This window comes from Burkholderia sp. COPS (assembly GCF_019425585.1).
Classification (GTDB): Bacteria; Pseudomonadota; Gammaproteobacteria; order Burkholderiales; family Burkholderiaceae; genus Burkholderia; species Burkholderia cepacia.
In genome coordinates this window covers 104,711-131,164 of the sequence record NZ_WIXR01000015.1, presented here as the reverse complement: position 1 = coordinate 131,164, position 26,454 = coordinate 104,711, and the positions used below count along the sequence as shown (strand labels likewise).

At 65.0% G+C, this 26,454-nt stretch carries 23 protein-coding genes and 9 tRNA genes; 8 read left to right on the top strand and 24 right to left on the bottom strand.

Annotated elements, in window-relative coordinates; translation table 11 throughout:
• Positions 1-281: 281 nt before the first annotated feature.
• A complete protein-coding gene (gene aceA / locus FOZ70_RS13710) occupies positions 282-1,589 on the top strand; it encodes an isocitrate lyase (RefSeq protein WP_048020876.1) in 1,308 nt (435 codons plus the stop codon).
• 190 nt (positions 1,590-1,779) lie between these two features.
• On the opposite strand, the gene FOZ70_RS13705 is transcribed toward aceA, so the two are convergent.
• Together FOZ70_RS13705 and FOZ70_RS13700 are read right to left on the bottom strand one after the other, a co-directional pair.
• Complete coding sequence (locus tag FOZ70_RS13705; protein ID WP_031399397.1) at positions 1,780-2,214, bottom strand: universal stress protein; 435 nt, start codon at positions 2,212-2,214, stop codon at positions 1,780-1,782.
• 171 nt (positions 2,215-2,385) lie between these two features.
• Positions 2,386-3,291, bottom strand: a complete 906-nt coding sequence (locus FOZ70_RS13700; protein WP_021159074.1) for a LysR family transcriptional regulator — start codon at positions 3,289-3,291, stop codon at positions 2,386-2,388.
• A 154-nt stretch (positions 3,292-3,445) separates the two neighbouring features.
• Here FOZ70_RS13700 and FOZ70_RS13695 point away from each other — a divergent pair, with 154 nt between their 5' ends.
• Together FOZ70_RS13695 and aceB are read left to right on the top strand one after the other, a co-directional pair.
• Positions 3,446-4,207, top strand: coding sequence for a haloacid dehalogenase type II (locus FOZ70_RS13695; RefSeq protein WP_021159073.1), 762 nt, complete (start codon positions 3,446-3,448; stop codon positions 4,205-4,207).
• Positions 4,208-4,272: 65 nt separating this feature from the next.
• Positions 4,273-5,865 (top strand): malate synthase A, encoded by a 1,593-nt coding sequence (aceB, locus tag FOZ70_RS13690; RefSeq protein WP_021159072.1) that lies wholly within the window; start codon positions 4,273-4,275, stop codon positions 5,863-5,865.
• 127 nt (positions 5,866-5,992) lie between these two features.
• On the opposite strand, the gene FOZ70_RS13685 is transcribed toward aceB, so the two are convergent.
• Positions 5,993-6,406, bottom strand: coding sequence for a gamma-glutamylcyclotransferase family protein (locus FOZ70_RS13685; protein ID WP_059651599.1), 414 nt, complete (start codon positions 6,404-6,406; stop codon positions 5,993-5,995).
• A gap of 277 nt (positions 6,407-6,683) precedes the next feature.
• Between FOZ70_RS13685 and FOZ70_RS13680 the strand changes: the two genes are divergently transcribed.
• On the top strand, positions 6,684-7,559 hold the full coding sequence (locus FOZ70_RS13680) for a helix-turn-helix transcriptional regulator (RefSeq protein WP_048021130.1): 876 nt from the start codon (positions 6,684-6,686) through the stop codon (positions 7,557-7,559).
• Positions 7,560-7,585: 26 nt separating this feature from the next.
• Here the strand turns inward: FOZ70_RS13680 and FOZ70_RS13675 are convergent, their stop codons facing one another.
• The 9 genes from FOZ70_RS13675 to gltX all read right to left on the bottom strand — a co-directional run bounded on the left by FOZ70_RS13675 (position 7,586) and on the right by gltX (position 10,978).
• On the bottom strand, positions 7,586-8,050 hold the full coding sequence (locus tag FOZ70_RS13675; protein ID WP_021159069.1) for a GNAT family N-acetyltransferase: 465 nt from the start codon (positions 8,048-8,050) through the stop codon (positions 7,586-7,588).
• Between the two features lie 354 nt (positions 8,051-8,404).
• Positions 8,405-8,481, bottom strand: a tRNA-Asp gene (locus tag FOZ70_RS13670).
• Positions 8,482-8,554: 73 nt separating this feature from the next.
• Positions 8,555-8,630, bottom strand: a tRNA-Glu gene (locus tag FOZ70_RS13665).
• Positions 8,631-8,695: 65 nt separating this feature from the next.
• Positions 8,696-8,772 (bottom strand) — tRNA-Asp (locus tag FOZ70_RS13660).
• An 80-nt stretch (positions 8,773-8,852) separates the two neighbouring features.
• Positions 8,853-8,928, bottom strand: a tRNA-Glu gene (locus FOZ70_RS13655).
• A gap of 63 nt (positions 8,929-8,991) precedes the next feature.
• Positions 8,992-9,068, bottom strand: a tRNA-Asp gene (locus FOZ70_RS13650).
• A gap of 79 nt (positions 9,069-9,147) precedes the next feature.
• Positions 9,148-9,223 (bottom strand) — tRNA-Glu (locus tag FOZ70_RS13645).
• 141 nt (positions 9,224-9,364) lie between these two features.
• Positions 9,365-9,440 (bottom strand) — tRNA-Ala (locus FOZ70_RS13640).
• A 128-nt stretch (positions 9,441-9,568) separates the two neighbouring features.
• Positions 9,569-10,978 (bottom strand): glutamate--tRNA ligase, encoded by a 1,410-nt coding sequence (gene gltX / locus FOZ70_RS13635; protein WP_042977076.1) that lies wholly within the window; start codon positions 10,976-10,978, stop codon positions 9,569-9,571.
• A gap of 280 nt (positions 10,979-11,258) precedes the next feature.
• On the opposite strand from gltX, the gene FOZ70_RS13630 reads away from it, so the two are divergent.
• Positions 11,259-12,185: a patatin-like phospholipase family protein gene (locus FOZ70_RS13630; protein WP_021162487.1), complete on the top strand. Its 927-nt coding sequence runs from the start codon at positions 11,259-11,261 to the stop codon at positions 12,183-12,185.
• A gap of 146 nt (positions 12,186-12,331) precedes the next feature.
• Here FOZ70_RS13630 and FOZ70_RS13625 read toward each other — a convergent pair whose 3' ends face one another.
• The 5 genes from FOZ70_RS13625 to FOZ70_RS13605 form a co-directional block, all read right to left on the bottom strand.
• Positions 12,332-13,006, bottom strand: a complete 675-nt coding sequence (locus FOZ70_RS13625; RefSeq protein ID WP_011352498.1) for a C40 family peptidase — start codon at positions 13,004-13,006, stop codon at positions 12,332-12,334.
• 128 nt (positions 13,007-13,134) lie between these two features.
• Positions 13,135-14,757 (bottom strand): dipeptide ABC transporter ATP-binding protein, encoded by a 1,623-nt coding sequence (locus FOZ70_RS13620; RefSeq protein WP_219706082.1) that lies wholly within the window; start codon positions 14,755-14,757, stop codon positions 13,135-13,137.
• Positions 14,754-15,851 (bottom strand): ABC transporter permease, encoded by a 1,098-nt coding sequence (locus FOZ70_RS13615; protein WP_048020867.1) that lies wholly within the window; start codon positions 15,849-15,851, stop codon positions 14,754-14,756. Before FOZ70_RS13615 ends, FOZ70_RS13620 begins: the two co-directional genes overlap by 4 nt.
• 48 nt (positions 15,852-15,899) lie before the next feature.
• A complete protein-coding gene (locus tag FOZ70_RS13610; RefSeq protein ID WP_059489115.1) occupies positions 15,900-16,943 on the bottom strand; it encodes an ABC transporter permease subunit in 1,044 nt (347 codons plus the stop codon).
• Positions 16,944-16,993: 50 nt separating this feature from the next.
• Entirely contained in the window at positions 16,994-17,677 is a 684-nt protein-coding gene (locus FOZ70_RS13605; protein ID WP_148712287.1) for an ABC transporter substrate-binding protein, read from the bottom strand.
• A 75-nt stretch (positions 17,678-17,752) separates the two neighbouring features.
• Here FOZ70_RS13605 and FOZ70_RS13600 point away from each other — a divergent pair.
• A tRNA-Arg gene (locus FOZ70_RS13600) sits at positions 17,753-17,879 on the top strand.
• Between the two features lie 318 nt (positions 17,880-18,197).
• On the top strand, positions 18,198-18,686 hold the full coding sequence (locus FOZ70_RS13595; protein ID WP_155629119.1) for a hypothetical protein: 489 nt from the start codon (positions 18,198-18,200) through the stop codon (positions 18,684-18,686).
• 315 nt (positions 18,687-19,001) lie between these two features.
• Here the strand turns inward: FOZ70_RS13595 and FOZ70_RS13590 are convergent, their stop codons facing one another.
• The 6 genes from FOZ70_RS13590 to FOZ70_RS13565 all read right to left on the bottom strand — a co-directional run bounded on the left by FOZ70_RS13590 (position 19,002) and on the right by FOZ70_RS13565 (position 25,335).
• The gene (locus FOZ70_RS13590) at positions 19,002-19,367 is read right to left on the bottom strand and encodes a hypothetical protein (protein ID WP_021162483.1); all 366 of its coding nucleotides are present in this window, start codon (positions 19,365-19,367) and stop codon (positions 19,002-19,004) included.
• A gap of 329 nt (positions 19,368-19,696) precedes the next feature.
• On the bottom strand, positions 19,697-20,029 hold the full coding sequence (gene cyoD / locus FOZ70_RS13585; protein WP_011352504.1) for a cytochrome o ubiquinol oxidase subunit IV: 333 nt from the start codon (positions 20,027-20,029) through the stop codon (positions 19,697-19,699).
• Positions 20,030-20,638 carry a cytochrome o ubiquinol oxidase subunit III gene (gene cyoC, locus FOZ70_RS13580; RefSeq protein ID WP_021162482.1) on the bottom strand — a complete coding sequence of 203 codons (609 nt, stop codon included), beginning with the start codon at positions 20,636-20,638 and terminating at the stop codon, positions 20,030-20,032. It lies immediately after the preceding gene.
• Positions 20,638-22,644, bottom strand: coding sequence for a cytochrome o ubiquinol oxidase subunit I (cyoB, locus tag FOZ70_RS13575; protein WP_021162481.1), 2,007 nt, complete (start codon positions 22,642-22,644; stop codon positions 20,638-20,640). The genes cyoC and cyoB overlap by 1 nt, the downstream gene beginning before the upstream one ends.
• A 3-nt stretch (positions 22,645-22,647) precedes the next feature.
• Complete coding sequence (gene cyoA / locus FOZ70_RS13570; RefSeq protein WP_042977071.1) at positions 22,648-23,535, bottom strand: ubiquinol oxidase subunit II; 888 nt, start codon at positions 23,533-23,535, stop codon at positions 22,648-22,650.
• Positions 23,536-23,805: 270 nt separating this feature from the next.
• Positions 23,806-25,335: an NADH-quinone oxidoreductase subunit M gene (locus FOZ70_RS13565; protein WP_060127499.1), complete on the bottom strand. Its 1,530-nt coding sequence runs from the start codon at positions 25,333-25,335 to the stop codon at positions 23,806-23,808.
• Positions 25,336-25,469: 134 nt separating this feature from the next.
• On the opposite strand from FOZ70_RS13565, the gene FOZ70_RS13560 reads away from it, so the two are divergent.
• Positions 25,470-25,640: a hypothetical protein gene (locus tag FOZ70_RS13560; RefSeq protein WP_175850625.1), complete on the top strand. Its 171-nt coding sequence runs from the start codon at positions 25,470-25,472 to the stop codon at positions 25,638-25,640.
• Positions 25,641-26,282: 642 nt separating this feature from the next.
• Here FOZ70_RS13560 and FOZ70_RS13555 read toward each other — a convergent pair.
• Positions 26,283-26,376: transfer RNA gene (locus tag FOZ70_RS13555), tRNA-Ser, on the bottom strand.
• Positions 26,377-26,454: the final 78 nt, after the last annotated feature.

Genomic DNA, 26,454 nt, shown 5'->3' with positions numbered 1-26,454 from the left:
TTTTTTGTGTCGTAAAAAATCATGCTGCGTGGCACAACCCGAGCGATTGCAGGATGGGAAAGAGCGTTTCTTATCTCGAAATCACAACTTCAAGCCATTGATTAAAAACAACTAAAAAATTGACTGCCGCCCCACAAAGCCCCCTGTCCCGCCCCGGTCGATTTGCCTAGACTCTTATACAAGACCTCACGAACCGGAACACAACGCTCCCGGCTTCGAGAACAGCCTCACCATCGTCAGATTCAACCCATCAGGCATCGCACCGCATCAAGGAGCTCATCATGTCGCGTCAGCAACAGGCACAGGAACTGCAAAAGCAATGGGAAACCGATCCGCGCTGGAAAGGCATCAAGCGCAGCTATTCGGCTGAGGACGTGGTCCGCCTGCGCGGTTCGGTGCCGATCGAGCACACGCTCGCCAGGCGCGGCGCGGAAAAGCTGTGGAGCCTCGTCAACAACGAGCCGTTCGTCAACGCACTCGGCGCGCTGACCGGCAACCAGGCGATGCAGCAGGTGAAGGCCGGCCTGAAGGCCATCTACCTGTCCGGCTGGCAAGTGGCCGGCGACGCGAACGTCGCGGGCGAAATGTACCCGGACCAGTCGCTGTACCCGGCGAACTCGGTGCCGCTCGTCGTGAAGCGCATCAACAACACGCTGACGCGCGCCGACCAGATCCAGTGGTCGGAAGGCAAGAATCCGGGCGACGAAGGTTATGTCGACTTCTTCGCACCGATCGTCGCCGACGCGGAAGCCGGTTTCGGCGGCGTGCTGAACGCGTTCGAGCTGATGAAGGCGATGATCGAAGCCGGCGCCTCGGGCGTCCACTTCGAGGATCAGCTCGCGTCGGTGAAGAAGTGCGGCCACATGGGCGGCAAGGTGCTCGTGCCGACCCGCGAAGCCGTCGCGAAGCTGTCGGCAGCGCGCCTCGCGGCCGACGTGATGGGCACGCCGACCGTGCTGGTCGCCCGCACCGACGCGGAAGCCGCCGACCTGATCACGTCCGACGTCGACGACAACGACAAGCCGTTCCTCACGGGCGAGCGCACGGTGGAAGGCTTCTTCCGCACGAAGCCGGGCATCGGGCAGGCGATCTCGCGCGGTCTTGCCTACGCACCGTACGCCGACCTGGTCTGGTGCGAAACCGGCAAGCCGGATCTCGAGTACGCGAAGAAGTTCGCGGAAGCGATCCACAAGCAGTTCCCGGGCAAGCTGCTGTCGTACAACTGCTCGCCGTCGTTCAACTGGAAGAAGAACCTCGACGACGCGACGATCGCGAAGTTCCAGAAGGAGCTCGGCGCGATGGGCTACAAGTTCCAGTTCATCACGCTGGCCGGCTTCCATGCGCTGAACTACTCGATGTTCAACCTCGCGCACGGCTATGCCCGCACGCAGATGAGCGCCTTCGTCGAACTGCAGCAGGCCGAGTTCGCGGCCGCGGACAAGGGCTTCACGGCCGTCAAGCACCAGCGCGAAGTCGGCACCGGCTACTTCGACGCCGTGACGCAGACGGTCGAACGCGAAGCGTCGACGACCGCACTGCACGGCTCGACCGAGGACGAGCAGTTCTTCGACGGCAAGAAGGTCGCGTAACACGCGCCAGGCGTGTCATGCCGATGCCCGCCTCCGTCTCGCGACGGCGCGGCATCGGCCACCGAACAAAAATCAGGGAGGAGACGGCAGGCGCGCGATACCGATCGCGCGACCGGCCGCGCGGCCTGCGTGCCGCCAGCAACGACGCGCGCCGGCTTCGTCCGGCGCGCCCTTTTTCCAGGGCACGGCCCTACCGATAGACGATCACCGGAATTTTCGTATGGGTCAGCACGCGCTGCGTCTCGCTGCCGATCAGCAAGCTGCCGAGCCCGCGGCGTCCGTGGGACGCCATGAAGATCACGTCGCAGCCGCCGCGTTCGGCCGCCTCGATGATGCCGAGATACGGCGACGGATGGACGCTCGTCCAGGTGTCGCAGTCGACGCCGGCCGCCTTCGCGGCCGATTCGACCTCGTCGAGATGCGCGCGCGCCTCGCGCTCGCTGCGAGCCCGGAAATCGGCGGGCGGCTCGATGATCACTTCGGAAAACGGCGAGTACGGATACTGCGGCAGGCACGCGTACGCCGTGACGCGCGCACCGACCGCCCGGGCCAGGTCGATCGCGCCGTCGATCGCCTTCTGCGACAGTTCGGAACCGTCGGTTGGAACGAGGATGTGCCGGAACATCGCGCCCTCCTTCGTCAAGTACACGCCGCAAGCCGCGATCCCATCCGTGCCGGCCGTGGCGCGTCGGACATGCCTCTTACGAGTGTAGTGCGCGAAACCGCCCAACCGGCCCCGGCAACGGGTTCGCCCTCATATCGGAAACACGCGGGCGAACGCGACCGGCTCCCGCTGCTACTCGCCCCAATATCCGGGCCGCTCGTAAGTGTGCTTCAGGTAGTCGAGAAACAGCCGCACGCGCAGCGGCAGGTGCCGGCGTTGCGGGAACACCGCGTGGATGCCGATCGGCGGGGCGGCAAATGCGTCGAGCACGCTGACGAGCCGGCCGGCCGCGATGTCCTCGCCGACCTCCCACCACGAGCGCCACGCCAGGCCATGTCCGGCGAGGCACCATTCGTGCAGCACCGCGCCGTCCGAGCATTCCATCGTGCCGTTCACGCGGATCGACACGACCTTGCCGTCCTCCTGGAACGCCCAGCCGCGCTGCTGGTTCGCGTTTGCCGCAAGCGCGAGGCAGTTGTGCCGCGCCAGTTCCGCGAGCGTCGCGGGCGTGCCGCGCCGTACGAGGTACGCGGGAGCCGCGACGCACACGCGGCGGTTCTCGCCGAGCTTCAGCGACACGAGCGACGAATCGGGCAGCTCGCCGAGCCGCACCGCGCAATCGAACCCCTCGTTGACGAGGTCGACCATGCGGTCGGACAGGTCGAGCGTGACCGAGACGTCGGGATGCCCGACGCTGAATTCGGGCACGAGCGGCGCGACGTGCCGCCGGCCGAAGCCGGCCGGCGCGGAAATACGCAGGTGGCCGCTCGCCTTGACGCCGCCGGCGGACACGCTCGCCTCGGCGTTCTGCATGTCGTTGATGATCCGCTGGCAATCCTCGAGAAACGCCGAGCCCTCGAACGTCAGCGTGAGCTTGCGCGTCGTGCGCACCAGCAGCTTGACGCCGAGCCGCTCCTCGAGCGCGTCGAGGCGTCGGCCGATGATCGCCGGGGCGACGCCTTCCGCATGCGCAGCCGCCGACAGGCTGCCCTTCGCCGCGACCGCAGCGAACGTTTCGATCTGCTTGAACCGGTCCATGACTCGCCGGGGCGGTGCCGCCGCCCTTCAAATAGCTTAAACGGCTCAAGATTAGGTATATGAAAGTAAAAGATCAAGTGATGAATAGCGTCTTTTTTAGCGCATACGATCACGAATAGAATTCACTCGACCTCTGAAACCGGAGCGCAAGGCTATGTCGGCCACAACGACACTCTCCTCTCCCGACGCAATCCTCTTCGACGCATTCGGCACGTTGTTCGACGTGCGCGCGGTGCTGGCCGCGGCAGAGCAGATGTTTCCGGGTCACGGGGAACGGTTGTCGCAGCTGTGGCGACGCAAGCAAATCGAATACTCGCAACTGCGCACGCTCGCCGATCCGGCCGGCGCCCGCTATCGCCCGTTCCGGGACATCACGCTCGATGCGCTGCGGTTCGCCGCGCGCCGGCTCGGGCTCGCGCTGAACAGCGCGGCCGAGAAGCGACTGATGGACGAATACGCGTGCCTGTCCACCTATCCCGATACGGTGCCCGCGCTGCGCAAGCTGCGCGCGCTCGACCCGCGCCCGCCGCTCGCGATCCTGTCGAACGGCACGCCGCAGATGCTCGACATCGCGATCAAGAGCGCCGGCATGTCCGGGCTGTTCGATCGCGTGCTGTCGGCCGACACCGTGCGCGCGTACAAGCCGAGTCCGGCGGCCTATGCGCTCGGCACCGCCGCGTTCGGACCGAACCGGCGCGGCATCGTGTTCGTGTCGTCGAACGCGTGGGACGTCGCCGGCGCCGTCTGGTTCGGCTACACCACGTTCTGGCTCAACCGCACGGGCGCGCCCGCCGAGGAACTCGGCGCGCCACCGGACGGTACGGGCACCGGCATGGCCGACCTGCTCGCATTCCTCGCCACCCCGGCTCCGTCCGGCAGACCCGCAAACCGCACGCGCCCCGGCCCGGGTGCATGACGATTGCAGCTGCCGCCTCCCCCCTTTACCGAAACCGCAACTGACCGACCAAGGAGATGAGACTCATGAGCACCCCGATCACGCTGCCGCAAGGCATGGCGATCACCGGCGAAATCAAGCCGGGTTACGAAGCAATCCTGACGCCCGACGCGCTCGCACTCGTCGCGGCGCTGCACCGCACGTTCGAACCGCGCCGCCAGGCGCTGCTGCAGGCGCGCGTGGAGCGCACGAAACGCCTCGACGCGGGCGAGCGCCCCGACTTCCTGGCCGAGACGAAGGCGATCCGCGAAGGCGACTGGAAGGTCGCGCCGCTGCCGGCCGACCTGCAATGCCGCCGCGTCGAGATCACGGGCCCCGTCGAGCGCAAGATGATCATCAACGCGCTGAACTCGGGCGCCGACTCGTACATGACGGACTTCGAGGATTCGAACGCACCGAGCTGGACGAACCAGATCGACGGCCAGATCAACCTGAAGGACGCAGTGCGCCGGACGATCTCGCTCGAGCAGAACGGCAAGTCCTACCAGTTGAACGACAAGGTCGCGACGCTGATCGTGCGTCCGCGCGGCTGGCACCTCGACGAGAAGCACGTGACCGTCGACGGCCAGCGCGTGTCCGGCGGCATCTTCGATTTCGCGCTGTTCCTGTTCCACAACGCGAAGGAACTGCTTGCGCGCGGCTCGGGCCCGTACTTCTACCTGCCGAAGATGGAAAGCCATCTCGAGGCACGGCTGTGGAACGACATCTTCGTCGCGGCGCAGGAAGCCGTCGGCGTGCCGCGCGGCACGATCCGCGCGACGGTGCTGATCGAGACGATCCTCGCCGCGTTCGAGATGGACGAGATCCTGTACGAACTGCGCGAACACAGCTCGGGCCTGAACGCGGGCCGCTGGGACTACATCTTCTCGGCGATCAAGAAGTTCAAGAACGACCGCGACTTCTGCCTGGCCGAGCGTTCGAAGATCACGATGACGGTGCCGTTCATGCGCGCGTACGCGCTGCTGCTGCTGAAGACCTGTCACAAGCGCAACGCGCCGGCGATCGGCGGGATGAGCGCGCTGATCCCGATCAAGAACGATCCGGAAGCGAACGACAAGGCGATGGGCGGCGTGCGTTCGGACAAGCAGCGCGACGCGACCGACGGCTACGACGGCGGCTGGGTCGCGCACCCGGGCCTCGTGCCGATCGCGATGGAAGAGTTCGTCAAGGTGCTCGGCGACAAGCCGAACCAGATCGCGAAGCAGCGCGACGACGTGCAGGTCGAAGGCAGGAACCTGCTCGACTTCCAGCCTGAAACGCCGATCACCGAAGCCGGCCTGCGCAACAATATCAACGTCGGCATCCATTACCTCGGCGCCTGGCTCGACGGCAACGGCTGCGTACCGATCCACAACCTGATGGAAGATGCGGCCACGGCCGAGATTTCCCGTTCGCAGGTGTGGCAATGGATCCGCTCGCCGAAGGGCGTGCTCGACGACGGCCGCAAGGTCACGGCCGAACTCGTGCGGGAATTCTCGAAGGCCGAGCTCGACAACGTGAAGCGCTCGGTCGGCGGCAACACGCAGCCGTACGAGCGCGCCGCCGCGATCTTCGAGCAGATGTCGACGTCGGAAGGCTTCACCGAATTCCTGACGCTGCCGCTGTACGAGGAAATCTGACGAAGCCGCCCGTCCCGATCGGGGCCGCCCCTGCGTCGGCGCCGGTCGCACGCGAATGACGGCACGAACGAAAGCGCCCCTCGGGGCGCTTTTTCCTTTGCGGTCGAAGCGGCTGCCGCGCGGCCGGTCAGACGGCTTCCCGCTCGCGCCGGTGCTGAACCCAGTCGCCCGACGCAATGCGCGGACGCCCGGCGGTCGCGTGCGCGGCGACCGGATAGTAAAGGCACGCGTACTGCCGACCGCCGAGTTCGACGGTCACGTCGTCCGGCTTGAACAGCGAGTCGACACCCGGATAGACGCGCTCGATCTCGTCGAGCACGGGAACGAGCCGGTCGTCGACTTCGTAGACGTCGCCCCAGACCAGCGACTTGCCGGCCGACCCGGCAACCATCCCCGGATACGTGCCGAAATCGTACAGTTCTCCCGGCAGCGCGGCGGCACCGAGCAGCGTCGGCGCGGCGATTCCGTGCCTGGCGGCCGCGTGGCCGATGTCGTTGGCCTCCCCGTTTCTCAAGGTGCCGTAGACGAAGACGTAACGCATCGTGGTTCTCCTCTTTGATTCGTGTGTTGCCCTGTTCACGGGCGATTCATGCGCGATCCGTGCGCAATTCTTGCGCAATCCCCCGCGCATCGATAGACCACGATACCGGCCCGATGGTTCGAACGCGCAAGCGCCTCTCGTCGCGGGCGGCCCTGAAATCGCCGGGCCACACACAACATTCATTTGAGCGCGGCATGATCGCCCGACAAACCGTCACATGCGCTTTCGCGGCGCCTTCTACAATAACGGCATCGCCGCAGCGTTGCCCGAATCGTTCATGAATCCGCCCGCCCAAGCCGACGTACCGAACCTGTACGTCATCGACATTCCGCCCGAATTCGCGCCGACCGCCGTCCATCCGATGCGCGTGCGCGCACGGCAGCTCGACGCCGGACGCCGCATCCCGCTGCATACGCATGCATGGGCACAGCTCGCGTACGCATCGCGCGGCGTGCTGCGCGTCGCGACGACCGGCACGACATGGATGGTGCCGCCGTCCCGTGCGATCTGGGTACCGCCGCACGTGACGCACGAGGTCGTGATCGTCGAAGAGGCGTTCTTGCGCACGCTGTACATCGACGAGTCGATCGTGCCGGAAGGGCTTGACGCGTGCCGTGTCGTCGAAGTGACGGGGCTCCTGCGCGAACTGATCGTCGCGCTCGACGCGCGCGACCTGAGCACCGCGCGCGAGCGCCTGCTGTGCGGGCTCGTGCTCGACGAGCTGAGTCGCGCCGAACCGCTGCCGCTCGCGGTACCGATGCCCGACGAAAAACGGCTGCGCATGCTGTGCGAGTCGGTACTCGCGCATCCGGCGCATGCGGAATCGCTCGAGCACTGGGCAAGCGAGGTCGGCGCGAGCACGCGCACGATTTCCCGGCTCTTCAAGCAGGAACTGGGCGTGAGTTTTTCGCAGTGGCGTCAGCAGGCACTGCTGGCACGGGCCATTCCGCTGCTGAACCAGGGGCGCCCGCTGTCGCATATCGCGCGCGAGCTCGGCTACCAGAGCCAGAGCGCCTTTTCGGCGATGTTCCGGCGCGCATTCGGCGAAAGCCCGCGCGCATTCATGCTGCGCGGCTACGAACACCGCGGCCCGGAAGGCAGCCTCGCGGACGACGAAACCCCGGACGACGACGCTGTCGGCGCTGTCCGCTGAACGCGTCGTTCGGGGCCATCAGCGCGTCAGACCGGCCGCACCATGTGACGGATCGAGCCAAGTTGCGCGAGCCGCGACCCGGCAACCCGATAGCCCATGCGCAAATAAAGACGCGCGGCAGGATTGTCGACGAACACGCGCAATTGCAGTTCGTGCAGCCCGCGCGCACGCGCCCAGCGGTGCGACATGTCGAGCATGTAGGTGCCGGCGCCCTGCCCGCGATGACCGGCCGCGATCTGTACGTCGCGGATGTGCAGCGAATCGCCCTCCTCGGTCACGCGCAGCACGCCGATGCGCTCGCCGTCGGCCTCGAGGATGAAGTTCTCGGATTCGCGCCAGCTCGCGTAGAACAGGTCGCTGCGCCAGACGAGCCCATGGCGCTTGTAATAGCCGCCCATGTTGCCGTGCGTCAGCGCTTCGGCAAACGGAAAATCGCCGGCCTCCGCGGGCCGGAGCTGATACAGGAGTCGCAGGTCGGTCGGATCGAGCATCGCGCAGGGGTCAAGAACGCATCCCGCCACGATAGCGCAGTCGCGTGCGGATGCAATCGCGGATTTCTCGTAGCGGCTCGACGCGTGATGACCGGTGGTTACGTGCCGCCTGCGGACGCAACGGGAAACGCGAAATGAAAAAGCCCGCACGAGGCGGGCTTCTTCATTTTTTGGCGGAGCGGACGGGACTCGCCTACATCCTGCAGGCCGCGGATGCGCGTGCACGCGCATCCCTTCGAGTCCCGCCGGAAGCCGCGCAGGCGGCTTCCTCCGCTCCGTGGTCACGCACCCGCCAGCGGGCGCAATCGACGATACAAATGAAAAAGCCCGCACGAGGCGGGCTTCTTCATTTTTTGGCGGAGCGGACGGGACTCGAACCCGCGACCCCCGGCGTGACAGGCCGGTATTCTAACCGACTGAACTACCGCTCCAGTCTTGCTGCTTGCCTAGCAGGCGTCGGTTGCTTCCTGCCGGCGCATCGTTTGTTCGAACGACGCCGAAATCTGGCGTCCCCTAGGGGATTCGAACCCCTGTACTCACCGTGAAAGGGTGATGTCCTAGGCCTCTAGACGAAGGGGACAACGTACTGCTTACATCCTTAATGCAAAAGCCCGTTCAAAAACGTTCTTTGAACGGGCTTCGTTCTGGCGGAGCGGACGGGGCTCGAACCCGCGACCCCCGGCGTGACAGGCCGGTATTCTAACCAACTGAACTACCGCTCCAGCTTTTCTTACCCTCGCCTGCAGGATCTTGTCACGCTCCTGCAAGCGATGCGGCACTTCTACGAAACGCCGCTGAATCCTGGCGTCCCCTAGGGGATTCGAACCCCTGTACTCACCGTGAAAGGGTGATGTCCTAGGCCTCTAGACGAAGGGGACAACGTACTGCTTACATCTTTAATACAAAAGCCCGCTCAAAAACGTCTTGAACGGGCTTCGTTCTGGCGGAGCGGACGGGACTCGAACCCGCGACCCCCGGCGTGACAGGCCGGTATTCTAACCGACTGAACTACCGCTCCAGCTTTCTTACCCAACCCGCAGGACGTCGGTTACGTTCCTGCGAGCCTTGCGACACTTCTACGAAACGCCGCTGAATCCTGGCGTCCCCTAGGGGATTCGAACCCCTGTACTCACCGTGAAAGGGTGATGTCCTAGGCCTCTAGACGAAGGGGACAAAATCTTTTCAGATCTGTCTGACTTTCGCTATTCACTTTTCAATCAACAGCGAAGGCCGAAATTCTAACTGCTTTGAATCATTTTGTGAAGCATTTATTACTACCCTACTTGCTTCGCAAATCAATTCAGCTTGTTCTGATGGTGGAGGTAAGCGGGATCGAACCGCTGACCTCTTGCATGCCATGCAAGCGCTCTCCCAGCTGAGCTATACCCCCTTGCAGAACAGAAATGAGATTATATGGAGCTACTTTGAACTTGTAAATACCCTTTTTGCGATTGGAGCGAAATTTTTTGCGAAGCCGCCGCGATGTCACGCACGGGCGGCTTCGCTCGCCCCCGAATCTCAGGCCAGCGCGGCCTCGATGCGCGACACCACGACATCGCGACCGAACAGGACGAGCACCGCGTCGATCGACGGCGTGTGCGTCGTCCCCGCCACCAGCAGGCGCACCGGCATCGCGAGTTGCGGCATCTTCAGCTTGTGCGTGCCGAGCGTCGCCTTCAGCGCGGCGGATACGGCCTCCTTCGTCCAGTCGGCCGCTTTCAGCGCAGCGACGAGATCGGCCAGCGCCGGACGCACCGCATCGGTCACGTGCTGCGCAAGCGCATCGGCCTCCGGTGCCGGCACGCGGTAGAACATCGCAGCGCCTTCCGCGATCTCCTTGACCGTCGTCGCGCGATCCTTCATCAGCCCGACCACGGCATCGAGCGCCGGGCCCGTGGCGATCGCCGCATCGTCGACGCCGAGTGCGGCGAGGAACGGCTTGGCCAGCTCGGCGAGGCGCGCGTTGTCGGCTTCCTTGATGTAATGCGCGTTCAGCCAGCTCAGCTTGCTGTGGTCGTATTGCGCGGGCGACTTGCCGAGATGCTCGAGATCGAACCATTCGACGAACTGCTCACGCGAGAAGATCTCGGCATCGCCGTGCGACCAGCCGAGGCGCGCGAGATAGTTGACGACCGCTTCGGGCAGGAAGCCCGCGTCGCGATACGCCATTACGCTCATCGCGCCATGCCGCTTGCTCATCTTCTCGCCCTGCTCGTTCAGCACGGTCGGCAGGTGCGCGTAGACCGGCGCCTCGCCGCCGAGCGCATTCAGGATGTTGATCTGGCGCGGCGTGTTGTTCACGTGGTCGTCGCCACGGATCACGTGCGTGATGCCCATGTCCATGTCGTCCACCACCACGCAGAAGTTGTAGATCGGCGTGCCGTCCGGGCGCGCGATCACGAGGTCGTCGAGCTCCTCGTTCGAAATCTCGACACGCCCCTTCACCGCGTCATCCCACACGACCGTGCCCGTCAGCGGATTGCGGAAACGCAGCACCGGCTTCACGCCGGCCGGCGGCTCCGGCAGCACCTTGCCGGGCTCCGGACGCCACGTGCCGTCGTAGCGCGGCTTCAGGCCTGCCTCGCGCTGGCGTTCGCGCAGCGCGTCGAGCTCCTCGGCCGACATGTAGCACGGGTAGGCAAGCCCCTTCTCCAGCATCTGCGCGAGCACCTCGCGATAGCGGTCCATCCGCTGCATCTGGTAGATCGGGCCTTCGTCGAAATCCAGGCCGAGCCATTGCATCCCTTCGAGGATCGCGTCGACCGCTTCCTGCGACGAGCGCTCGACGTCGGTGTCCTCGATGCGCAGCACGAACGTGCCCTTCATCTTGCGGGCGAACGCCCACGGATAGAGCGCGGAGCGGATGTTGCCGAGGTGGATGAAGCCGGTGGGACTCGGCGCGAAGCGGGTACGGACAGGACGGGTCATAAACGGTAACTCGAACGCCTGGGGCGCATGAATGATTCGACGCGGGATCGACGGCGGCAGCCCGGACAGCAACGGGGCCGGCCGCGCCCGGAACGGGAAAGAAGCCGGAATTATACTCGCGCCGGACATCGCGCCAAGCGCGCCGCTTGCTTTATGATGTGCGCGCCGCGGCCGCCAGCCGGCGCGGCGCCGGCCGCACGGAACCTGCCGCGCGGCCGCTCGGAACCTATCGCCGCCGCGGGCCGTGTGACCCGCCGCCAAGCCGCCGGAGAACCATTCGATGTCGTCCCCTCGCCTGTCGCGCCGCCACTTCACGATCGCCGCCGCGTCCGCCAGCCTCGCCGCCTGCACGTCGTTCGGCGACAAATCCCGTTCGGACAATACTTCCGGCGCCACGCAGCCGCGCGAGAAGCCGGTGAAGATCGGCATCGCGCTCGGCGGCGGCGCCGCGCGCGGCTTCTCGCACATCGGCGTGCTGAAGGCGCTCGAGGCGCGCGGCATCCCGGTCGAAATCGTCGCGGGCACGAGCGCGGGCTCGGTGGTCGGCGCACTGTATGCGTCGGGCATGAGCGCACTGCAGATCAACAAGATCGCGCTCGACATGGATCAGGCGGCGATCAGCGACTGGGCGCTGCCGTTCCGTTCGCGCGGGCTGCTGCAGGGCGTGGCGCTGCAGAACTTCCTGAACAAGACGCTCAACAACCGGCCGATCGAGAAGATGGCGAAGCCGCTCGGTATTGTCGCGACCGATCTGCAGAGCGGTCAGCCGATCCTGTTCCAGCAGGGCAACACGGGGCTCGCGGTGCGTGCGTCGTGCAGCGTGCCGTCGGTGTTCGAACCGGTGAAGATCGGCAACCGCGAATATGTCGACGGCGGCCTCGTGAGCCCCGTGCCGGCGTCGTACGCGCGCAAGATGGGCGCGAGCTTCGTGATCGCGGTCGACATCTCGGCCCGGCCGGACGGCGCGGCAACCAACAACCCGATCGAGATGCTGCTGCAGACCTTCACGATCATGGGCCAGACGATCAAGACCTACGAGCTCGAAAAGTACGCCGACGTCGTGATCCGCCCGAACCTCGCGGCCATGGGCGGCAGCGACTTCAACCAGCGCAACGCGGCCATTCTTGCAGGCGAGGAAGCCGTCGCGCGCATCATGCCGGAACTGCAGCGCAAGCTCGCGGCAGCGCGCGGCGTGGCCGCCGCGTAAGCACACGACGCGCAGGCCGGCGCGCGCCGCCGGCCCGCAAACGACGGCGCGACCGTCATTCACCGTTTGCATCGCCCCAAAACAAAAAACCCTGCCGCCTTTCGGTGACAGGGTTTTTTCGATCCGGCCGGACCGGCCGTCGAACGTCAGTTGTTGCCGTTCGCCGAATCGTCGCCAATCGTCGCGCGCACGCGCTGACGCAGATCTTCCGGCTTCATCGGGAACTCCGACTCAAGCCGGCGCGCGCCGGTGAAACGCTTTTCCCAGTAGCCGCTATCGAGATCGTCGACGCGGATGGTGCTGCCCGTCGACGGCGAGTGCACGAACTTGTTGTCGCCGATGTAGATGCCGACGTGCGAGAACGTGCGGCGCATCGTGTTGAAGAACACGAGATCGCCCGGCTTGAGGTTGCTCATGCTCACCTTCTCGCCGACGCGGCTCATCTCTTCCGCTCGACGCGGCAGCGACATGCCGAGGGTGTCCTGGAACACGTAGCGCACGAAGCCGCTGCAGTCGAGGCCCGAATCCGGCGAGTTGCCGCCCCAGCGATAACGCACGCCGATCATGTTCAGCGCGCCGACGACCACGTCGCCCGCCTTGCCGGCCATGCCGGCGAGGAACGACTTCGCGCCGCCGCTCGACGGCTGCGCGCTGGTCTGCTGGAGGGAGGAATTCGACGCGTTCTGCGTCGAATTGGTGACATTCTGGTTAAAACTGCTGACTTCGTCGGCGAACGCGCCGGGTGCTGCTGCGAACAGGGCGCCGATGAACAGCCCGGCGATGGTGCGCGCGCATGCCTGGGTCAGGGATCGATGCTGCATTGGTCGATGGAATGTGCTTAAAAATCAGCTGATTGGCGGAAAATTTCGGTCGATACTAGCCAGCGCGTAATCGTTTGTCAAAACAAATTAATAAATACAATCGAGATGGTCAGACCATTGGCGGCCTATCACGCTTTCCAGACCGCTTTCAACAGCTTTTGTGTGTAAGGATGTGACGGTCTGCTGAAGATGTCGGCCACCTCTCCCGACTCGACGACGGCCCCGCCCTGCATCACCGCGACGCGGTGCGCCATCGCCCCGATCACCTCCAGGTCGTGGCTGATGAATACATAGCCAAGGTTGTATTTCTGTTGCAAATTCGCGAGCAGCTTGAGCACCTGCTGCTGGATCGACACGTCGAGCGCGGACGTCGGCTCGTCGAGGATCAGGATGCGCGGTTCCAGCACCAGCGCGCGCGCGATTGCGATCCGCTGGCGCTGCCCGCCCGAGAATTCGTGCGGATAACGGTGCAGCACCGTGCGGTCGAGGCCGACTTCGCGCAGCACCGCGAGCGACTTCGCGCGACGCGCATCGGGCGTCATGTCCGGGCGATGCAGTTCGAGCCCCTCGCCGACGATCCGCTCGATCGTGTGACGCGGAGAAAGCGAACTGAACGGGTCCTGAAAGACCACCTGCATGTTCGAGCGCAGGGCGGTCTGTTCGCGGCCGCGATAGGTCGACAGCGCGCGCCCCTGGAATTCGATCGTGCCGCCGGCCGTCTTTTGCAGGCCGAGCAGCGCCATCGCGAGCGTCGACTTCCCGGATCCCGATTCACCGACGATGCCGAGCGTCTCGCCCTGCCGCACCGACACCGACACATCCGCGACGGCCGTCACGGGTACCGAGCCGAACCAGCCCGCGATGCCCGGCCGCTTGCGCGCGAACTGCACGCTCACGTGGCGGGCATCGAGCACGACGGGCGCGATCGGCATCACCGGCGCGACCGCGCGTTGCGGCCGGCTGTTCAGCAGCCGCTGCGTATACGGATGCTCGGGTTCCGCGAAGATCCGCTCGACCGGCCCGCTCTCGACGAGCCGGCCGTGCTCCATCACCGCGACGCGATCCGCGAAGTGCCGCACGAGATTCAGGTCGTGCGTGATCAGCAGGATCGCCATCCCGCGCTTTTCCGCTTCCTCGCGCTGCAGCTCCAGCAGCAGGTCGACGATCTGCGCGCGGATCGTCACGTCGAGCGCGGTGGTCGGCTCGTCGGCCAGCAGCAGGCGCGGCCGGCAGGCGAGCGCCATCGCGATCATCGCGCGCTGCCGCTGGCCGCCCGACAACTGGTGCGGATAGCTGTCGACACGCTTCTCCGGCTCCGCGATGCCCGTGCGCGCAAGCAGAGCGATCGCACGCTTGCGCGCCTCGACCGCCGATACGCCGTCGTGCAGCACGATCGTCTCGCCGATCTGCACGCCGATCGTATACAGCGGGTTGAGCGCCGTCATCGGTTCCTGGAAGATCATCGCGATGTCCGAGCCGCGCAGCCCGCGCATCTCGCGCTCGCTCTTGTCAGCCAGGTCCTGCCCCGCGAAGCGGATCGCCCCGCTCACGTCGGCGTCGCGCAGCAGCCGCAGGATCGACAGCGCGGTCACGCTCTTGCCGGAACCCGATTCGCCGACCAGCGCGACGCGCTCGCCGCGACCGATCTCGAGCGTCACGTCATCCACCGCGACCGTGTCGCCGAAGCGCACATGCAGATGCTCGAGCGCCAGCAGCGGCTCATGCTGCGTCGATACGACCGCCTCGCTCATCGCTGGCCTCCCGCCGCGCGCACCGAATCGGCGATCCGCGTATCGAGTGCGTTGCGCAGCGCATCGCCCATGAAGGTCAGCAGCAGCAGCGTCGTGACCAGCACGCCGAAGGTCGACAACGAGATCCACCATGCGTCGAGGTTGCCCTTGCCCTGCGCGAGCAGTTCGCCGAGGCTCGGGGTCGGCGGCGGCACGCCGAGCCCGAGGAAATCGAGGCTCGTGAGCGCGAGGATCGAGCCGCTCATCCGGAACGGCAGGAACGTGATCACCGGCGTGAGGCTGTTCGGCAGCACATGGCGCCAGATGATCTGCCAGTTCGTGAGCCCCATCGCGCGCGCCGCGCGCACGTAGTCCTGCGTGCGGTTGCGCAGGAATTCGGCGCGCACGTAGTCGGCGAGCCCGATCCAGCCGAACAGCGACAGCAGCACGATCAGCAGCAGGAAACTCGGCTCGAAGATCGACGCGAAGATGATCAGCAGGTACAGCTCGGGCAGCGAACTCCAGATCTCGATCAGGCGCTGCCCGACGATGTCGATACGCCCGCCGAAGAAGCCCTGCACGGCGCCCGCGGCGATCCCGAGCAGCGTGCCGATCACGGTCAGGATCAGCCCGAACTCGACCGACACGCGGAACCCGTACACGAGCCGGGCGAGCAGGTCGCGGCCCTGCGCGTCGGTGCCGAGCCAGTTCGCGCGCGACGGCGGCGCGGGGTTCGGCACGTTCGAGAAGTAGTTCAGCGTGTCGTAGTAATAATGGTTCGGCGGGTAGACGACGAAGTTGCCGGGCGCCTCAAGCCGCTTGCGCACATACGGATCGAGATAGTCGGCCGGCGTCGGGAAATCGCCGCCGAAGGTCGTCTCCGGATACGCATGGAACATCGGGAAATAGGTCTGGCCGTCGTAACGCACGACGAGCGGCTTGTCGTTCGACCACAGCGGCGCCGCGAGGCTCGCGGCGAACGCGACGACGAAGATCACGAAGCTCCAGTAGCCGAGGCGCTGCTGCCTGAAGCGCTGCCATACGCGGCGCGCGGGAGACGGCGACACGCGGGCGCGCGCCGCGTCGATGCGGGACGACACGACGGCCCGGTTCATCGCACACCTCGCCCGGTGACGCCGGGCATGCAGACGGACGGTTTCATGTCAGCGCTCCAGGGTGTCGAATTGAATGCGCGGATCGACCCACACATAGCAGAGATCGGAGATCAGCTTGGTCGCAAGGCCGATCAGCGTGAACAGGTACAGCGTGCCGAGCACGACCGGATAGTCGCGCCGCACGACCGATTCGTACGACAGCAGCCCGAGGCCGTCGAGCGAGAACAGCGTCTCGATCAGCAGGCTGCCCGTGAAGAACGCACCGATGAACGCGGCCGGAAAACCGACGATCAGCGGCAGCATCGCGTTGCGGAACACGTGCTTCCACAGCACGCTGCGCTCGGAGAGCCCCTTCGCGCGCGCGGTCAGCACGTATTGCCGGCGGATCTGGTCGAGGAACGCATTCTTCGTGAGCATCGTGACGACCGCGAAGCTGCCGACGACCGACGCCGTGATCGGCAGCGCGATGTGCCACAGGTAGTCGAGCACCTTGCCGACGAGCGACAGCTGGGCGAAGTTGTCCGACGTGAGCCCGCGCAGCGGGAAAAGCTGCCAGAACGAGCCGCCGCCGAACAGCACGAGCAGCAGCACGCCGAGCACGAAGCCCGGAATCGCATAACCGACGAGCACGACGAGGCTCGTCGCGACGTCGAACGGCGAACCGTTGCGCACGGCCTTCGCGATGCCCAGCGGCACCGAGATCAGGTACGTGAGGAAGAACGTCCACAGCCCGATGCTGATCGACACGGGCAGCTTCTGCACGACCAGCGACCACACGCTCTGGTGGCGGAAGTAACTTTCGCCGAGATCGAAGCGCGCGAAGCGCTTCAGCATCAGCCAGTAGCGTTCGAGCGGCGGTTTGTCGAAACCGTACAGCGCCTTCAGCTGCGCGAGCTGCTGTGCGTCCACGCCGGTGTGCGCGCGCATCCCGAACGGCACCGCACCCTGCTCCGTCGCGCCCTTGCGCAATTCCTGCACGGCCTGTTCGACGGGGCCGCCCGGTACGAACTGGATCACCGCGAACGTGAGCGTCAGCACGCCGACGAGCGTCGGGATCATCAGCAGCAGGCGTTTGAGGATGTAGCTCCACATGGGCGTCGACTCGCGATCGGTAGGCAGGGTTGGACGTAGGGCGGCGTGGCTCAGTGATCGGGCTTCGCCCACCAGGTCGACACGACCCAGCCCTCGGCCGAATAGTACAGCGGCAGCGTCTGCGGGTAGCCGAGCGTGCGCTTGTACGCGATCCGGTGCGTCGTGCTGTACCACTGCGGGACCGCGTAGTAGCCATGCATCAGCACGCGGTCGAGCGCGTGTGTCGCATCGAGCAATTCGTCGCGCGACTGCGCGGTGCCGAGTGCGTGCAGCAGCGCGTCGACGGCCGGTGACTTCAGCCCGATGAAGTTGTCGGAGCCCGGCTCGTCGGCGAACTTGCTGGCGTAACGCGAGTATTGCTCGGCCCCCGGCACCTGCACGCCCGGCAGGCGGATCGTCGTCATGTCGTAGTCGAACGCGTCGAGGCGCTTTTGCAGCAGCGCGAAATCGGCCGTGCGAAAGCGTGCATCGATGCCGAGCTTCGCCAGATTGCGCTGATAGGCCGTCACGACACCTTCCATCGCGGCGCCCGAATCGTCGAGGATCTCGAACGTGAACGGCTCGCCTTTCGCATTGCGCAGCGCGCCGTCGCGATAGGTCCAGCCGGCCTGCGCGAGCAGCGTGCGCGCCTTCAGCAGGTTCGCGCGCAGCGAGCCCGGCGGATTCGTATCCGGCTGAGTGACCATCGGCCCGAACACGGCCGGGTCGAGCTGCGCGCGCAGCGGCTCCAGCAACTTCAGCTCGCCGGGGCCGGGCGTGCCGGTCGCCTGCAGGTCGGTGTCGGCGAAGTAGCTGTCCAGACGCGTGTAGGCGCTGTAGAACAGCTGGCGGTTCAGCCATTCGAAGTCGAACGCAAGGTCGAGCGCCTGGCGCACGCGCACGTCGCGAAACAGCGGCCGGCGCAGGTTCATGAAGAAGCCCTGCATGCCGGCGCCGTTGTGCTGGCGGAATTCGCGCTTGACGAGCTCGCCGCTGTCGAAACGCTTGCCGACATCGCGGCGTGTCCAGTTGCGCGCGATGTACTCGACGAGCACATCGTATTCGCCCGCCTTGAACGCTTCGAGCCGCGCAACGCCATCGCCGTACAGCTTGTAGACGATCCGTTCGAAGTTGTTGGTGCCCACCCGCACCGGCAGGTCGGTACCCCAGTACGCCGGGTTGCGCCGGTAAGTGATCGTCCGGCCGTTGTCGTAGCGCTCGATCAGGTACGGGCCGCTGCCGATCGGTTGCTCGAACGCGAGCTGGTCGAACGGGATGCGCGAGCCGTCCGCGCGCAATCCCCACTTGCGCGAAAACACCGGCACGCCGCCGGCGATCAGCGGCAGTTCACGATTCGCGCTGCGGAACTCGAAACGCACGGTGGCAGGATCAACCACCACGGCCTTCGTGATTTCCGCGAAATACGCGCCGAACTGCGGCGCGGCCAGCTTGCTCTTCAGTGTGTCGAACGAGAACTTGACGTCGTCGGCCGTGACCGGGTCGCCATTGGAAAAGCGCGCGCGCGGATTCAGGTGGAACGTGACCGAACGGCGATCCGGTGCGATGTCGATGTCGTCGGCGAGCAGCCCGTACGCCGACGCCGGCTCGTCCGAGCTGCCGGTCGCGAGGCTCTCGAACAGCATGTCGATGCCCGGCGCGGGATTGCCGCGCATCGTAAACGGGTTGAACTTGTCGAACGAGGTCAGCCGGTTGGGGTTCGCGAGCACGAGCGTGCCGCCCTTCGGCGCGTCGGGGTTGACGTAGTCGAAATGCCTGAAGCCCGGCGGATACTTCGGCTCGCCGTACTGCGCAATGGCGTAGGCCGCGTGCGCGGCGGTCGCGGCCAGCGCCGCCTGCAACACGAATACCGCGGCCGTGCGGCCGGCAACCCGTACGGCACGGCGGACACGCCCGGCGGCCCGGGGCGAACCCTTCGTCATAGAGGCCCTGTCGGTCGAATGAGGGTAGTAACGAGGGACGATTCTACCCATTCAATCCGTCGGGCCAAAAGAAAACCGCCATGCAGGCGGTTTCTTCATCGGCGGACGTTGCGCGCACATCACGCGTGCGCCCTGTCGATCAACGCCAGCCGTTGTGGCGACCGTTGTCCCAATGGCCGTGACCGCGATCCCAGCCGGGGCGGCCGCCATGACGGCGGTACCACTCGTCGCGGCCCCAGTAGCGACGGCCGTCCCAGTAGCGGTCGCCATGCCAGCCGATCACGATAGTCGGCGCCGGTGCATAGACGGGTGCCGGCGCATAGACCGGCGCAGGCTGATAGACGACCGGCGGCGGAGGCGGCGGCGCATACACAGGTGCGGGCGCGACGTAGACCGGTGCCGGAACGCCGAGATTGATCCCGACATTGACTCCCGCCATTGCTGCGCCCGACACGAGCAAGGCCGTCATACCGGTCAAGAGCGAGGCAATACGCAAGGTCTTCATGGATTCCTCTTTGGGGGTTGTTGGATGTGTGATTCGACTATAACGGCAAGCGTTGCCCCCGCATATTTCAAGTTTGTAAGAACTGATGCGCGGCATCGCAACGGCAAGCTTGCGCTAACGTCTTGTAACAATCGACGGCCCGACGGAGGCGTCCAGGCTCCCTTCCGCCTTCGCCGATCGGCGTTCGCACCGGCCATGCGCGCGCCGAATCACACAGTCGACGCCCCCCCGATACCGCCCTGGCGGGCCGCGGCGCCCTTCTCGCGGACGAAAAAAAAGCGGCACCTTCGTGCCGCTTCTCCGGTCGACGCATCGCGCCGCGATGCCGCTCAGCGCGACATCATGTTCATGCTGACGTTGTGCATCACCCACAGCGTGCCGACGATCAGGATCGCCGCGGTCAGCACCGTGTAGCTGAACGCCATCACGTTCCAGCGCTGGCCCGACGAGCCGTTCATGTGCAGGAAGTACACGAGGTGCACGACGATCTGCACGAACGCGAGCACGGCAAGCGCGATCAGCGACGCGTGCGGCGACAGCACGCCGCCCATCACGAGGCCGAACGACGCGGCCGTGAGCAGCACCGACAGGATGAAGCCGGCGACATAACCGCCGACACTGCCGTGCCCTTCTTCGAGTTGAGACGAATGCGAATGGGCCATTTAGATCACGCTCGCGAGATAGACAAAGGAAAACACGCAGATCCACACGATGTCGAGGAAGTGCCAGAAGAGGCTCAGGCACGTCAGGCGTCGCAGGTCGCGATCGGTCAGGTCGCCGCCGCGAAACACGATCTGCCCGGCGAGCACGATCATCCACAGCAGCCCGGCCGTCACGTGCAGCCCGTGCGTGCCGACCAGCGTGAAGAACGCCGACAGGAACGCGCTGCGTTGCGGGCCCGCGCCTTCCGCGATCAGGTGCGAGAACTCGCGCAGTTCCATCACGAGAAACGCCGCGCCGAGCACGAACGTCACCGCGAGCCACGCGAGCAGCGCGCCACGCCGCTGCTTGTACGCGGCGAGCATCGCGAAACCGTACGTGATGCTCGACAGCAGCAGCGCGGCGGTTTCCACCGCGACGCCCGGAATGTCGAACAGGTCTTTCGCGGTCGGGCCGCCCGCATACTGCTGGCCAAGCACCGCGAACGTCGCGAACAGCGCGGCAAAGATCACGCAGTCGGTCATCAGGTACAGCCAGAACCCGAACACTGAATGCGACGGCGGATGGTCGTCGTGCTCGAGCAGGGTCGCGCTCAAGGTTTTCTGCAACATCAGTTGGCCTCCAGTTCCACGTCGTCGACGCGCGCGGCCACGCGCTGCGTCGGCTGCTTGTCTTCGGTCTTGCGCACCGTCGACGCAGGGATGTAATAACCGTCGTTATCGCGCGAGCTGTAGATCACGAGTGTCGCGACGATCCCGACGAGCCCGCCGATCGCCATCCACCAGATGTGCCACACCAGCGCGAAGCCGAGCACAAGGCTGAAGATCGCGACCACGAGGCCCGCGCAGGTATTCGACGGCATGTGGATGTCGCGGAACGACGCCGGGTTCGGCCGACCTTCGCCGCGCGCCTTCATGTCCGCATACGCGTCGAGCGTGCGCACCTGCGGGATCACCGCGAAGTTGTAGTCGGCTGGCGGCGACGAAGTCGCCCACTCCAGCGTGCGGCCGCCCCACGGATCGCCCGTCGTGTCTCGGTATGCCGGCAGGTTGCGGTTGCGGATGCTGACCACCAGTTGCAGCAACTGGCACGCAATGCCGACCGCGATCAGCACGGCGCCGAATGCGGCGACCAGCAGCCACGGATGCCAGGCCGGGTTGTCGTAGTGGTTGAGCCGGCGCGTCATGCCCATGAAGCCGAGCACGTAGAGCGGCACGAACGCGACGTAGAAGCCGACCTGCCAGAACCAGAACGCAGCCTTGCCCAGCTTCTCGTTCAGCTTGAAGCCGAACGCCTTCGGGAACCAGTAGTTGAAGCCCGCGAGATAACCGAACAGCACGCCGCCGATGATCACGTTGTGGAAGTGCGCGATCAGGAACAGGCTGTTGTGCAGCACGAAGTCCGCACCCGGAATCGCCATCATCACGCCGGTCATGCCGCCGATCGTGAACGTGACCATGAAGCCGATCGTCCACAGCACAGGCGTCGTGAATTCGATCCGGCCGCGATACATCGTGAACAGCCAGTTGAACACCTTCACGCCGGTCGGAATCGCGATGATCATCGTCATGATGCCGAAGAACGCGTTCACGTTCGCACCCGAGCCCATCGTGAAGAAGTGGTGCAGCCACACGAGGAACGACAGCACCATGATCGCGCAGGTCGCGTACACCATCGTCTTGTAGCCGAACAGCGGCTTCTTCGCGAACGTCGCGATGACTTCCGAGAAGATCCCGAACGCCGGCAGGATCAGGATGTACACCTCCGGATGGCCCCACGCCCAGATCAGGTTCAGGTACAGCATCGCGTTGCCGCCGGCTTCGTTCGTGAAGAAGTGCATGCCGAGGTAACGGTCGAGGCCGAGCAGCGCGAGCGTCGCGGTCAGGATCGGGAACGACGCCATGATCAGCACGTTCGTGCAGAGCGCGGTCCACGTGAACACCGGCATCTTCATCAGCGTCATGCCCGGCGCGCGCATCTTGATGATCGTCACGAAGAAGTTCACGCCGGTCAGCAGCGTGCCGACGCCCGATATCTGCAGCGCCCACAGGTAGTAGTCGACCCCTACCCCCGGACTGAACTGCAGCTCCGACAGCGGCGGATACGCGAGCCAGCCCGTCTGCGCGAATTCGCCGATCACGAGCGACACGTTGATCAGGATCGCACTGACGGCCGTCATCCAGAAGGAGAGCGAGTTGATGAACGGGAATGCGACGTCGCGCGCGCCGATCTGCAGCGGCACGACCAGGTTCATCAGGCCGACCATGAACACCATCGCCATGAAGAAGATCATGATCACGCCGTGTGCCGTGAAGACCTGGTCATAGTGGTGCGGCGGCAGGTAGCCGGGCCCGTTGTACGAGAGCGCGAGCTGCATGCGCATCATGATCGCGTCGGCGAAACCGCGCAGCAGCATGATCAGCGCGACGATGATGTACATCACGCCGAGTCTCTTGTGGTCGACCGTGGTCAGCCATTCCGTCCACAGCCATTTCCACCGGCCGGTGATCGTCAGCGCGGCGAGAATGCCCAGCACGACCAGCCCCATGAAGGCGCCTGCCCCCATGATGATGGGCTGATCGAACGGGATCGCCGAGAGTGTGAGTTTGCCGAACATGCGTTACCCCTTCGTGCCGCAGGCGGCGTCCTTCAGGTCGAGGACGTGGCCATCGTTGTATTTCGCGATGATGTTGTGGAAGAGCCGCGGATCGACCGACGAGAAGTAGCGCACCGGCGCCTTCTCGCTCGGCTGGGCGACGGTACCGTAGACGGTCGCGTCGAGACGGTCGGGCGAGGCCTTCACCTTCTGCACCCATGCATCGAACTGTTCGCGCGGCTCGGCGAGCGTGCGGAACTTCATGTCGGAGAAGCCGCGGCCGCTGAAGTTGGCGGACGTGCCCGCGTAGTTGCCGGGCTCGTCGGCGATCAGGTGCAGGCGCGTCTGCATGCCGGCCATCGCATAGACCTGGCCGCCGAGCTGCGGGATAAAGAACGAGTTCATCACCGAATCCGACGTGATGCGGAAGTTCACCGGCGTGCCGACCGGAATCGCGAGCTGGTTCACCGACGCGATGCCGAGTTCCGGATAGATGAACAGCCACTTCCAGTCGAGCGCGACGACCTCGACGTCGATCGGCTTCACCGACGACTCGAGCGGCTTGTACGGGTCGAGCTCGTGCGTGGTCTTCCACGTGAGCACGCCGAGGAACAGGATGATCAGCGTCGGCACCGTCCAGATCACGACCTCGATCGCGGTCGAGTGCGACCAGTTCGGCGCGTAGGTGGCGCTGCGGTTCGATGCGCGGTAACGCCACGCGAACCACAGCGTGAGCAGGATCACCGGCACGACGACGACCAGCATCGCCCAGGTGGACGTCGCGATCAGCGCCTTTTCGGCAGCACCCACGCTTCCTTTCGGATTTAGTACATCTAAATTACATCCTGACAGGCTCAGGGCCGCGCCGATCGACATCAGCGCCACCCCGCCTTTTGAAGCTCTTCTTTTCATCACACCGCCCGAGGGTCATTGAATCCGTTTGCGTATGCCCGATGCGCATTCGATCCACGAAAGTGGCCGAATCATACGTCGCGCGAGTGCGATGAAGAACCAGCTAATGCGGAAAATCATCATTGCAGAATCTGTTGTGAGACACATTGTCGCGGGGCAATTTCACGCAGCCGCAAGCGGGCCCGGCGCTACCTGCGCCGGACCGAGATCGATGTGTACGCAACGGCTGTACCGCCGTGCGATGAGCCCCGCTCGCGCGACGTGCCGCGATCAGCCGCGCGTCGATGCCATGTACGACGGCTGCGGCTGCGCAGGGCTGTCCCCTGCCGGCAGCTTCGAATGGCTCGCGTCTTGGATCAGCCTTCCGACAGTCGGATCGATCGCGTCGGTGAACGGCTTCGGATCGACGCCGACCGCCAGCACGACCAGTGCGAGCGACGCGAACATCACGATCTCGCGACGGTTCAGGTCGGCGAGCTTCGCGATCCGCTGGCTCGCGACCTTGCCGAACACGACGCGCTTGAGCATCCACAGCGTGTACGACGCACTGAGGATCAGCGTCAGAGCCGCGATCGCGCCGATCCAGAAGTTGAAGCGGATCGCGCCCATGATGACCATGAACTCGCCGACGAAGCCCGACGTGCCCGGCAAGCCGACGTTGGCCATCGCGAACAGCACCGTGAAGGTCGCGAAACGCGGCATCACGCCCGCGACGCCGCCGTACGCGGCAATCTCGCGCTGCTTCGTGCGGTCGACGAGCACGTTCACGCACAACAACATCGCGCCCGCGACGAAGCCGTACGACACGAGCTGCACGATCGCGCCTTCGACGCCGATCCGGTTGAACAGGAACAGCCCGAGCGTGACGATCCCCATGTGCGCGACCGTCGAATACGCGAGCAGCTTGCCGAGATCGGTCTGGGCGAGCGCGATCAGGCTCGCATAGACGATCGCGAACAGCGACAGCGCGATCACGGCCGGCGCGAAGAAGTGGCTCGCGTCGGGTGTCACCGGCAGCGCGAAGCGCAGGAACCCGTAGCCGCCGAGCTTGAGCATCGCGAGCATCAGCGCCGCGCCGGTCGGGCCGTCGGTATAGACGTCGCTCAGCCACGTGTGGACCGGCCACATCGGCACCTTGACCGCGAAGGCGGCGAAGAAGCCGAGGAACACCAGCAACTGCGGCGCGAAGCCGAGCTGCAGCGTGCGCCACACGGCCATGTCGAACGTGTGCGACTGCGCGTACAGGTACAGCATCGCCATCAGCAGCAACAGCGAGCCGGCGAACGAGATGAAGAAGAACTTCACGGCCGCGTACACGCGGCGCTCGCGTCCCCATGTGCCGATCAGCAGGTAAAGCGGGATCAGCGTCGCCTCGAAGAAGATGAAGAACAGCAGGCCGTCCTGTGCGACGAACACGCCGACCATCAGCCCCGACAGGATCAGGAACGATGCGTAGTACTGCGCGACGCGCACCGTGACCGACTCCCACGACGCCACGACCACCACGAGCGTCGTGAACGCGGTCAGCACGACGAGCCACAGCGACGCGCCGTCGATGCCGACCCGCCATCCGGAATTGAATGCCGCCAGCCAGTTGCGGCTCTCGACGAACTGCATCGCGGCCGAGTGCGCATCGAAACCGGCGACCAGCGGAACGACGGCCGCAAGCCCCACCAGCGCGCCGACGAGCGCGATCAGCCTCGTTCGACGTGGATGATGGTCGGAACCGGCACGCAGCAGGCACGCGCCGAACAGGATCGGAGCCCAGATGGCCAGGCTCAGGAAGGGAAAATCATGCATGTCAACAGGGCCTTGATGAAGTCGCGCACTGCATCGGGGACAGGCGAGACGAAAGGAACGAAATCAAATCGACAGAAAGATTTCGTGAATCGCCAATGTTGGCAAAATGTAAAGCGGCATCACCGGAAAGCTTGATGCCGCTCAAACGCGATCGGGTTAACCAGCATAAGGTGATTGATTATTTTCTGCAGCGCAGCAGAGCATTGATTTCCACAACCCACTTTATCTTTATGATTTTTATGAGTAATTTTTTGTATTACTTGATCAGGAAGATTGCAGAAATCGACGCAGCGCCGCATTTTTGATATCCGCCTGCCATTTCGGAGGGTCGGAACGAGCTGATTGGCACCGGACAAGACGGGGAAAACGCAGCCCTGATTTCTTACAAGACGCCTTTCATTTTTATTTCACACCGTCTTGCTCGACGCGGATCGAGCGAAGGGTCGCGCCGCCCCCTCTCCACACTCTCGCGGCCATGCACGACATCCCGCAACGCGGGCGGGTCACGCGCTACGGAGAACGGATCGATCACGAGCAGCAATGCCGCCCTGCTTCATCGCGACGAGAGGCGCGACGATCGCGTGGACTCCTCCGCGGAGGATCTGCGGGCACTCGCAATACACGCGTATGCCGTCGGCCATCGCGTGCCGGTAGTCGCGTGCCGCCGTGCGGAACGCGCGCGGTCGCCGACAAAACGATGAATCGATGAGAGAAGACAGCCGGAACGGCACGCAGGCTCGCCAGGAGCATCACCTCGAGTCGCGCCGGACGATACGCGCCCTATCGCGCACGATCACCGCTCGACCCGAGCACTCATTGGACATTGAGCACCACGCCCACATCGGCCGGCGGACGAGATCCAGCCGCATCGCGCGTCGGGCGCCCGACGGACTGGAAAAGAAAAAGCCCCGCAAGTCCGAGAACTTGCGGGGCTTTGTCACCGCTTTTGGCGGAGACGGAGGGATTCGAACCCTCGATCCAGGTTTTGGCCCAGATGCTCCCTTAGCAGGGGAGTGCCTTCGACCTCTCGGCCACGTCTCCCAAACTTTCGCTCGCACCAGGGAGGCAGTGCGACGAGAACGAAATAATATAGGGTTTCGAACCGCTCGTCAATTTCCG

Coding starts and splice junctions, on each gene's coding strand:
- FOZ70_RS13615 (WP_048020867.1), bottom strand. CDS start 15,851: ATGAACCGGGCCGTCGTGTCGTCCCGCATCGACGCGGCGCGCGCCCGC.
- gltX (WP_042977076.1), bottom strand. CDS start 10,978: ATGACCCGTCCTGTCCGTACCCGCTTCGCGCCGAGTCCCACCGGCTTC.
- cyoC (WP_021162482.1), bottom strand. CDS start 20,638: ATGTTGCAGAAAACCTTGAGCGCGACCCTGCTCGAGCACGACGACCAT.
- aceB (WP_021159072.1), top strand. CDS start 4,273: ATGAGCACCCCGATCACGCTGCCGCAAGGCATGGCGATCACCGGCGAA.
- cyoD (WP_011352504.1), bottom strand. CDS start 20,029: ATGGCCCATTCGCATTCGTCTCAACTCGAAGAAGGGCACGGCAGTGTC.
- FOZ70_RS13695 (WP_021159073.1), top strand. CDS start 3,446: ATGTCGGCCACAACGACACTCTCCTCTCCCGACGCAATCCTCTTCGAC.
- aceA (WP_048020876.1), top strand. CDS start 282: ATGTCGCGTCAGCAACAGGCACAGGAACTGCAAAAGCAATGGGAAACC.
- FOZ70_RS13680 (WP_048021130.1), top strand. CDS start 6,684: ATGAATCCGCCCGCCCAAGCCGACGTACCGAACCTGTACGTCATCGAC.
- cyoB (WP_021162481.1), bottom strand. CDS start 22,644: ATGTTCGGCAAACTCACACTCTCGGCGATCCCGTTCGATCAGCCCATC.
- FOZ70_RS13590 (WP_021162483.1), bottom strand. CDS start 19,367: ATGAAGACCTTGCGTATTGCCTCGCTCTTGACCGGTATGACGGCCTTG.
- FOZ70_RS13630 (WP_021162487.1), top strand. CDS start 11,259: ATGTCGTCCCCTCGCCTGTCGCGCCGCCACTTCACGATCGCCGCCGCG.
- FOZ70_RS13700 (WP_021159074.1), bottom strand. CDS start 3,291: ATGGACCGGTTCAAGCAGATCGAAACGTTCGCTGCGGTCGCGGCGAAG.
- FOZ70_RS13685 (WP_059651599.1), bottom strand. CDS start 6,406: ATGCGTTACGTCTTCGTCTACGGCACCTTGAGAAACGGGGAGGCCAAC.
- FOZ70_RS13675 (WP_021159069.1), bottom strand. CDS start 8,050: ATGCTCGATCCGACCGACCTGCGACTCCTGTATCAGCTCCGGCCCGCG.
- cyoA (WP_042977071.1), bottom strand. CDS start 23,535: ATGAAAAGAAGAGCTTCAAAAGGCGGGGTGGCGCTGATGTCGATCGGC.
- FOZ70_RS13565 (WP_060127499.1), bottom strand. CDS start 25,335: ATGCATGATTTTCCCTTCCTGAGCCTGGCCATCTGGGCTCCGATCCTG.
- FOZ70_RS13620 (WP_219706082.1), bottom strand. CDS start 14,757: ATGAGCGAGGCGGTCGTATCGACGCAGCATGAGCCGCTGCTGGCGCTC.
- FOZ70_RS13625 (WP_011352498.1), bottom strand. CDS start 13,006: ATGCAGCATCGATCCCTGACCCAGGCATGCGCGCGCACCATCGCCGGG.
- FOZ70_RS13560 (WP_175850625.1), top strand. CDS start 25,470: ATGCCGCTCAAACGCGATCGGGTTAACCAGCATAAGGTGATTGATTAT.
- FOZ70_RS13610 (WP_059489115.1), bottom strand. CDS start 16,943: ATGTGGAGCTACATCCTCAAACGCCTGCTGCTGATGATCCCGACGCTC.
- FOZ70_RS13705 (WP_031399397.1), bottom strand. CDS start 2,214: ATGTTCCGGCACATCCTCGTTCCAACCGACGGTTCCGAACTGTCGCAG.
- FOZ70_RS13595 (WP_155629119.1), top strand. CDS start 18,198: ATGCGCGAGCCGTCCGCGCGCAATCCCCACTTGCGCGAAAACACCGGC.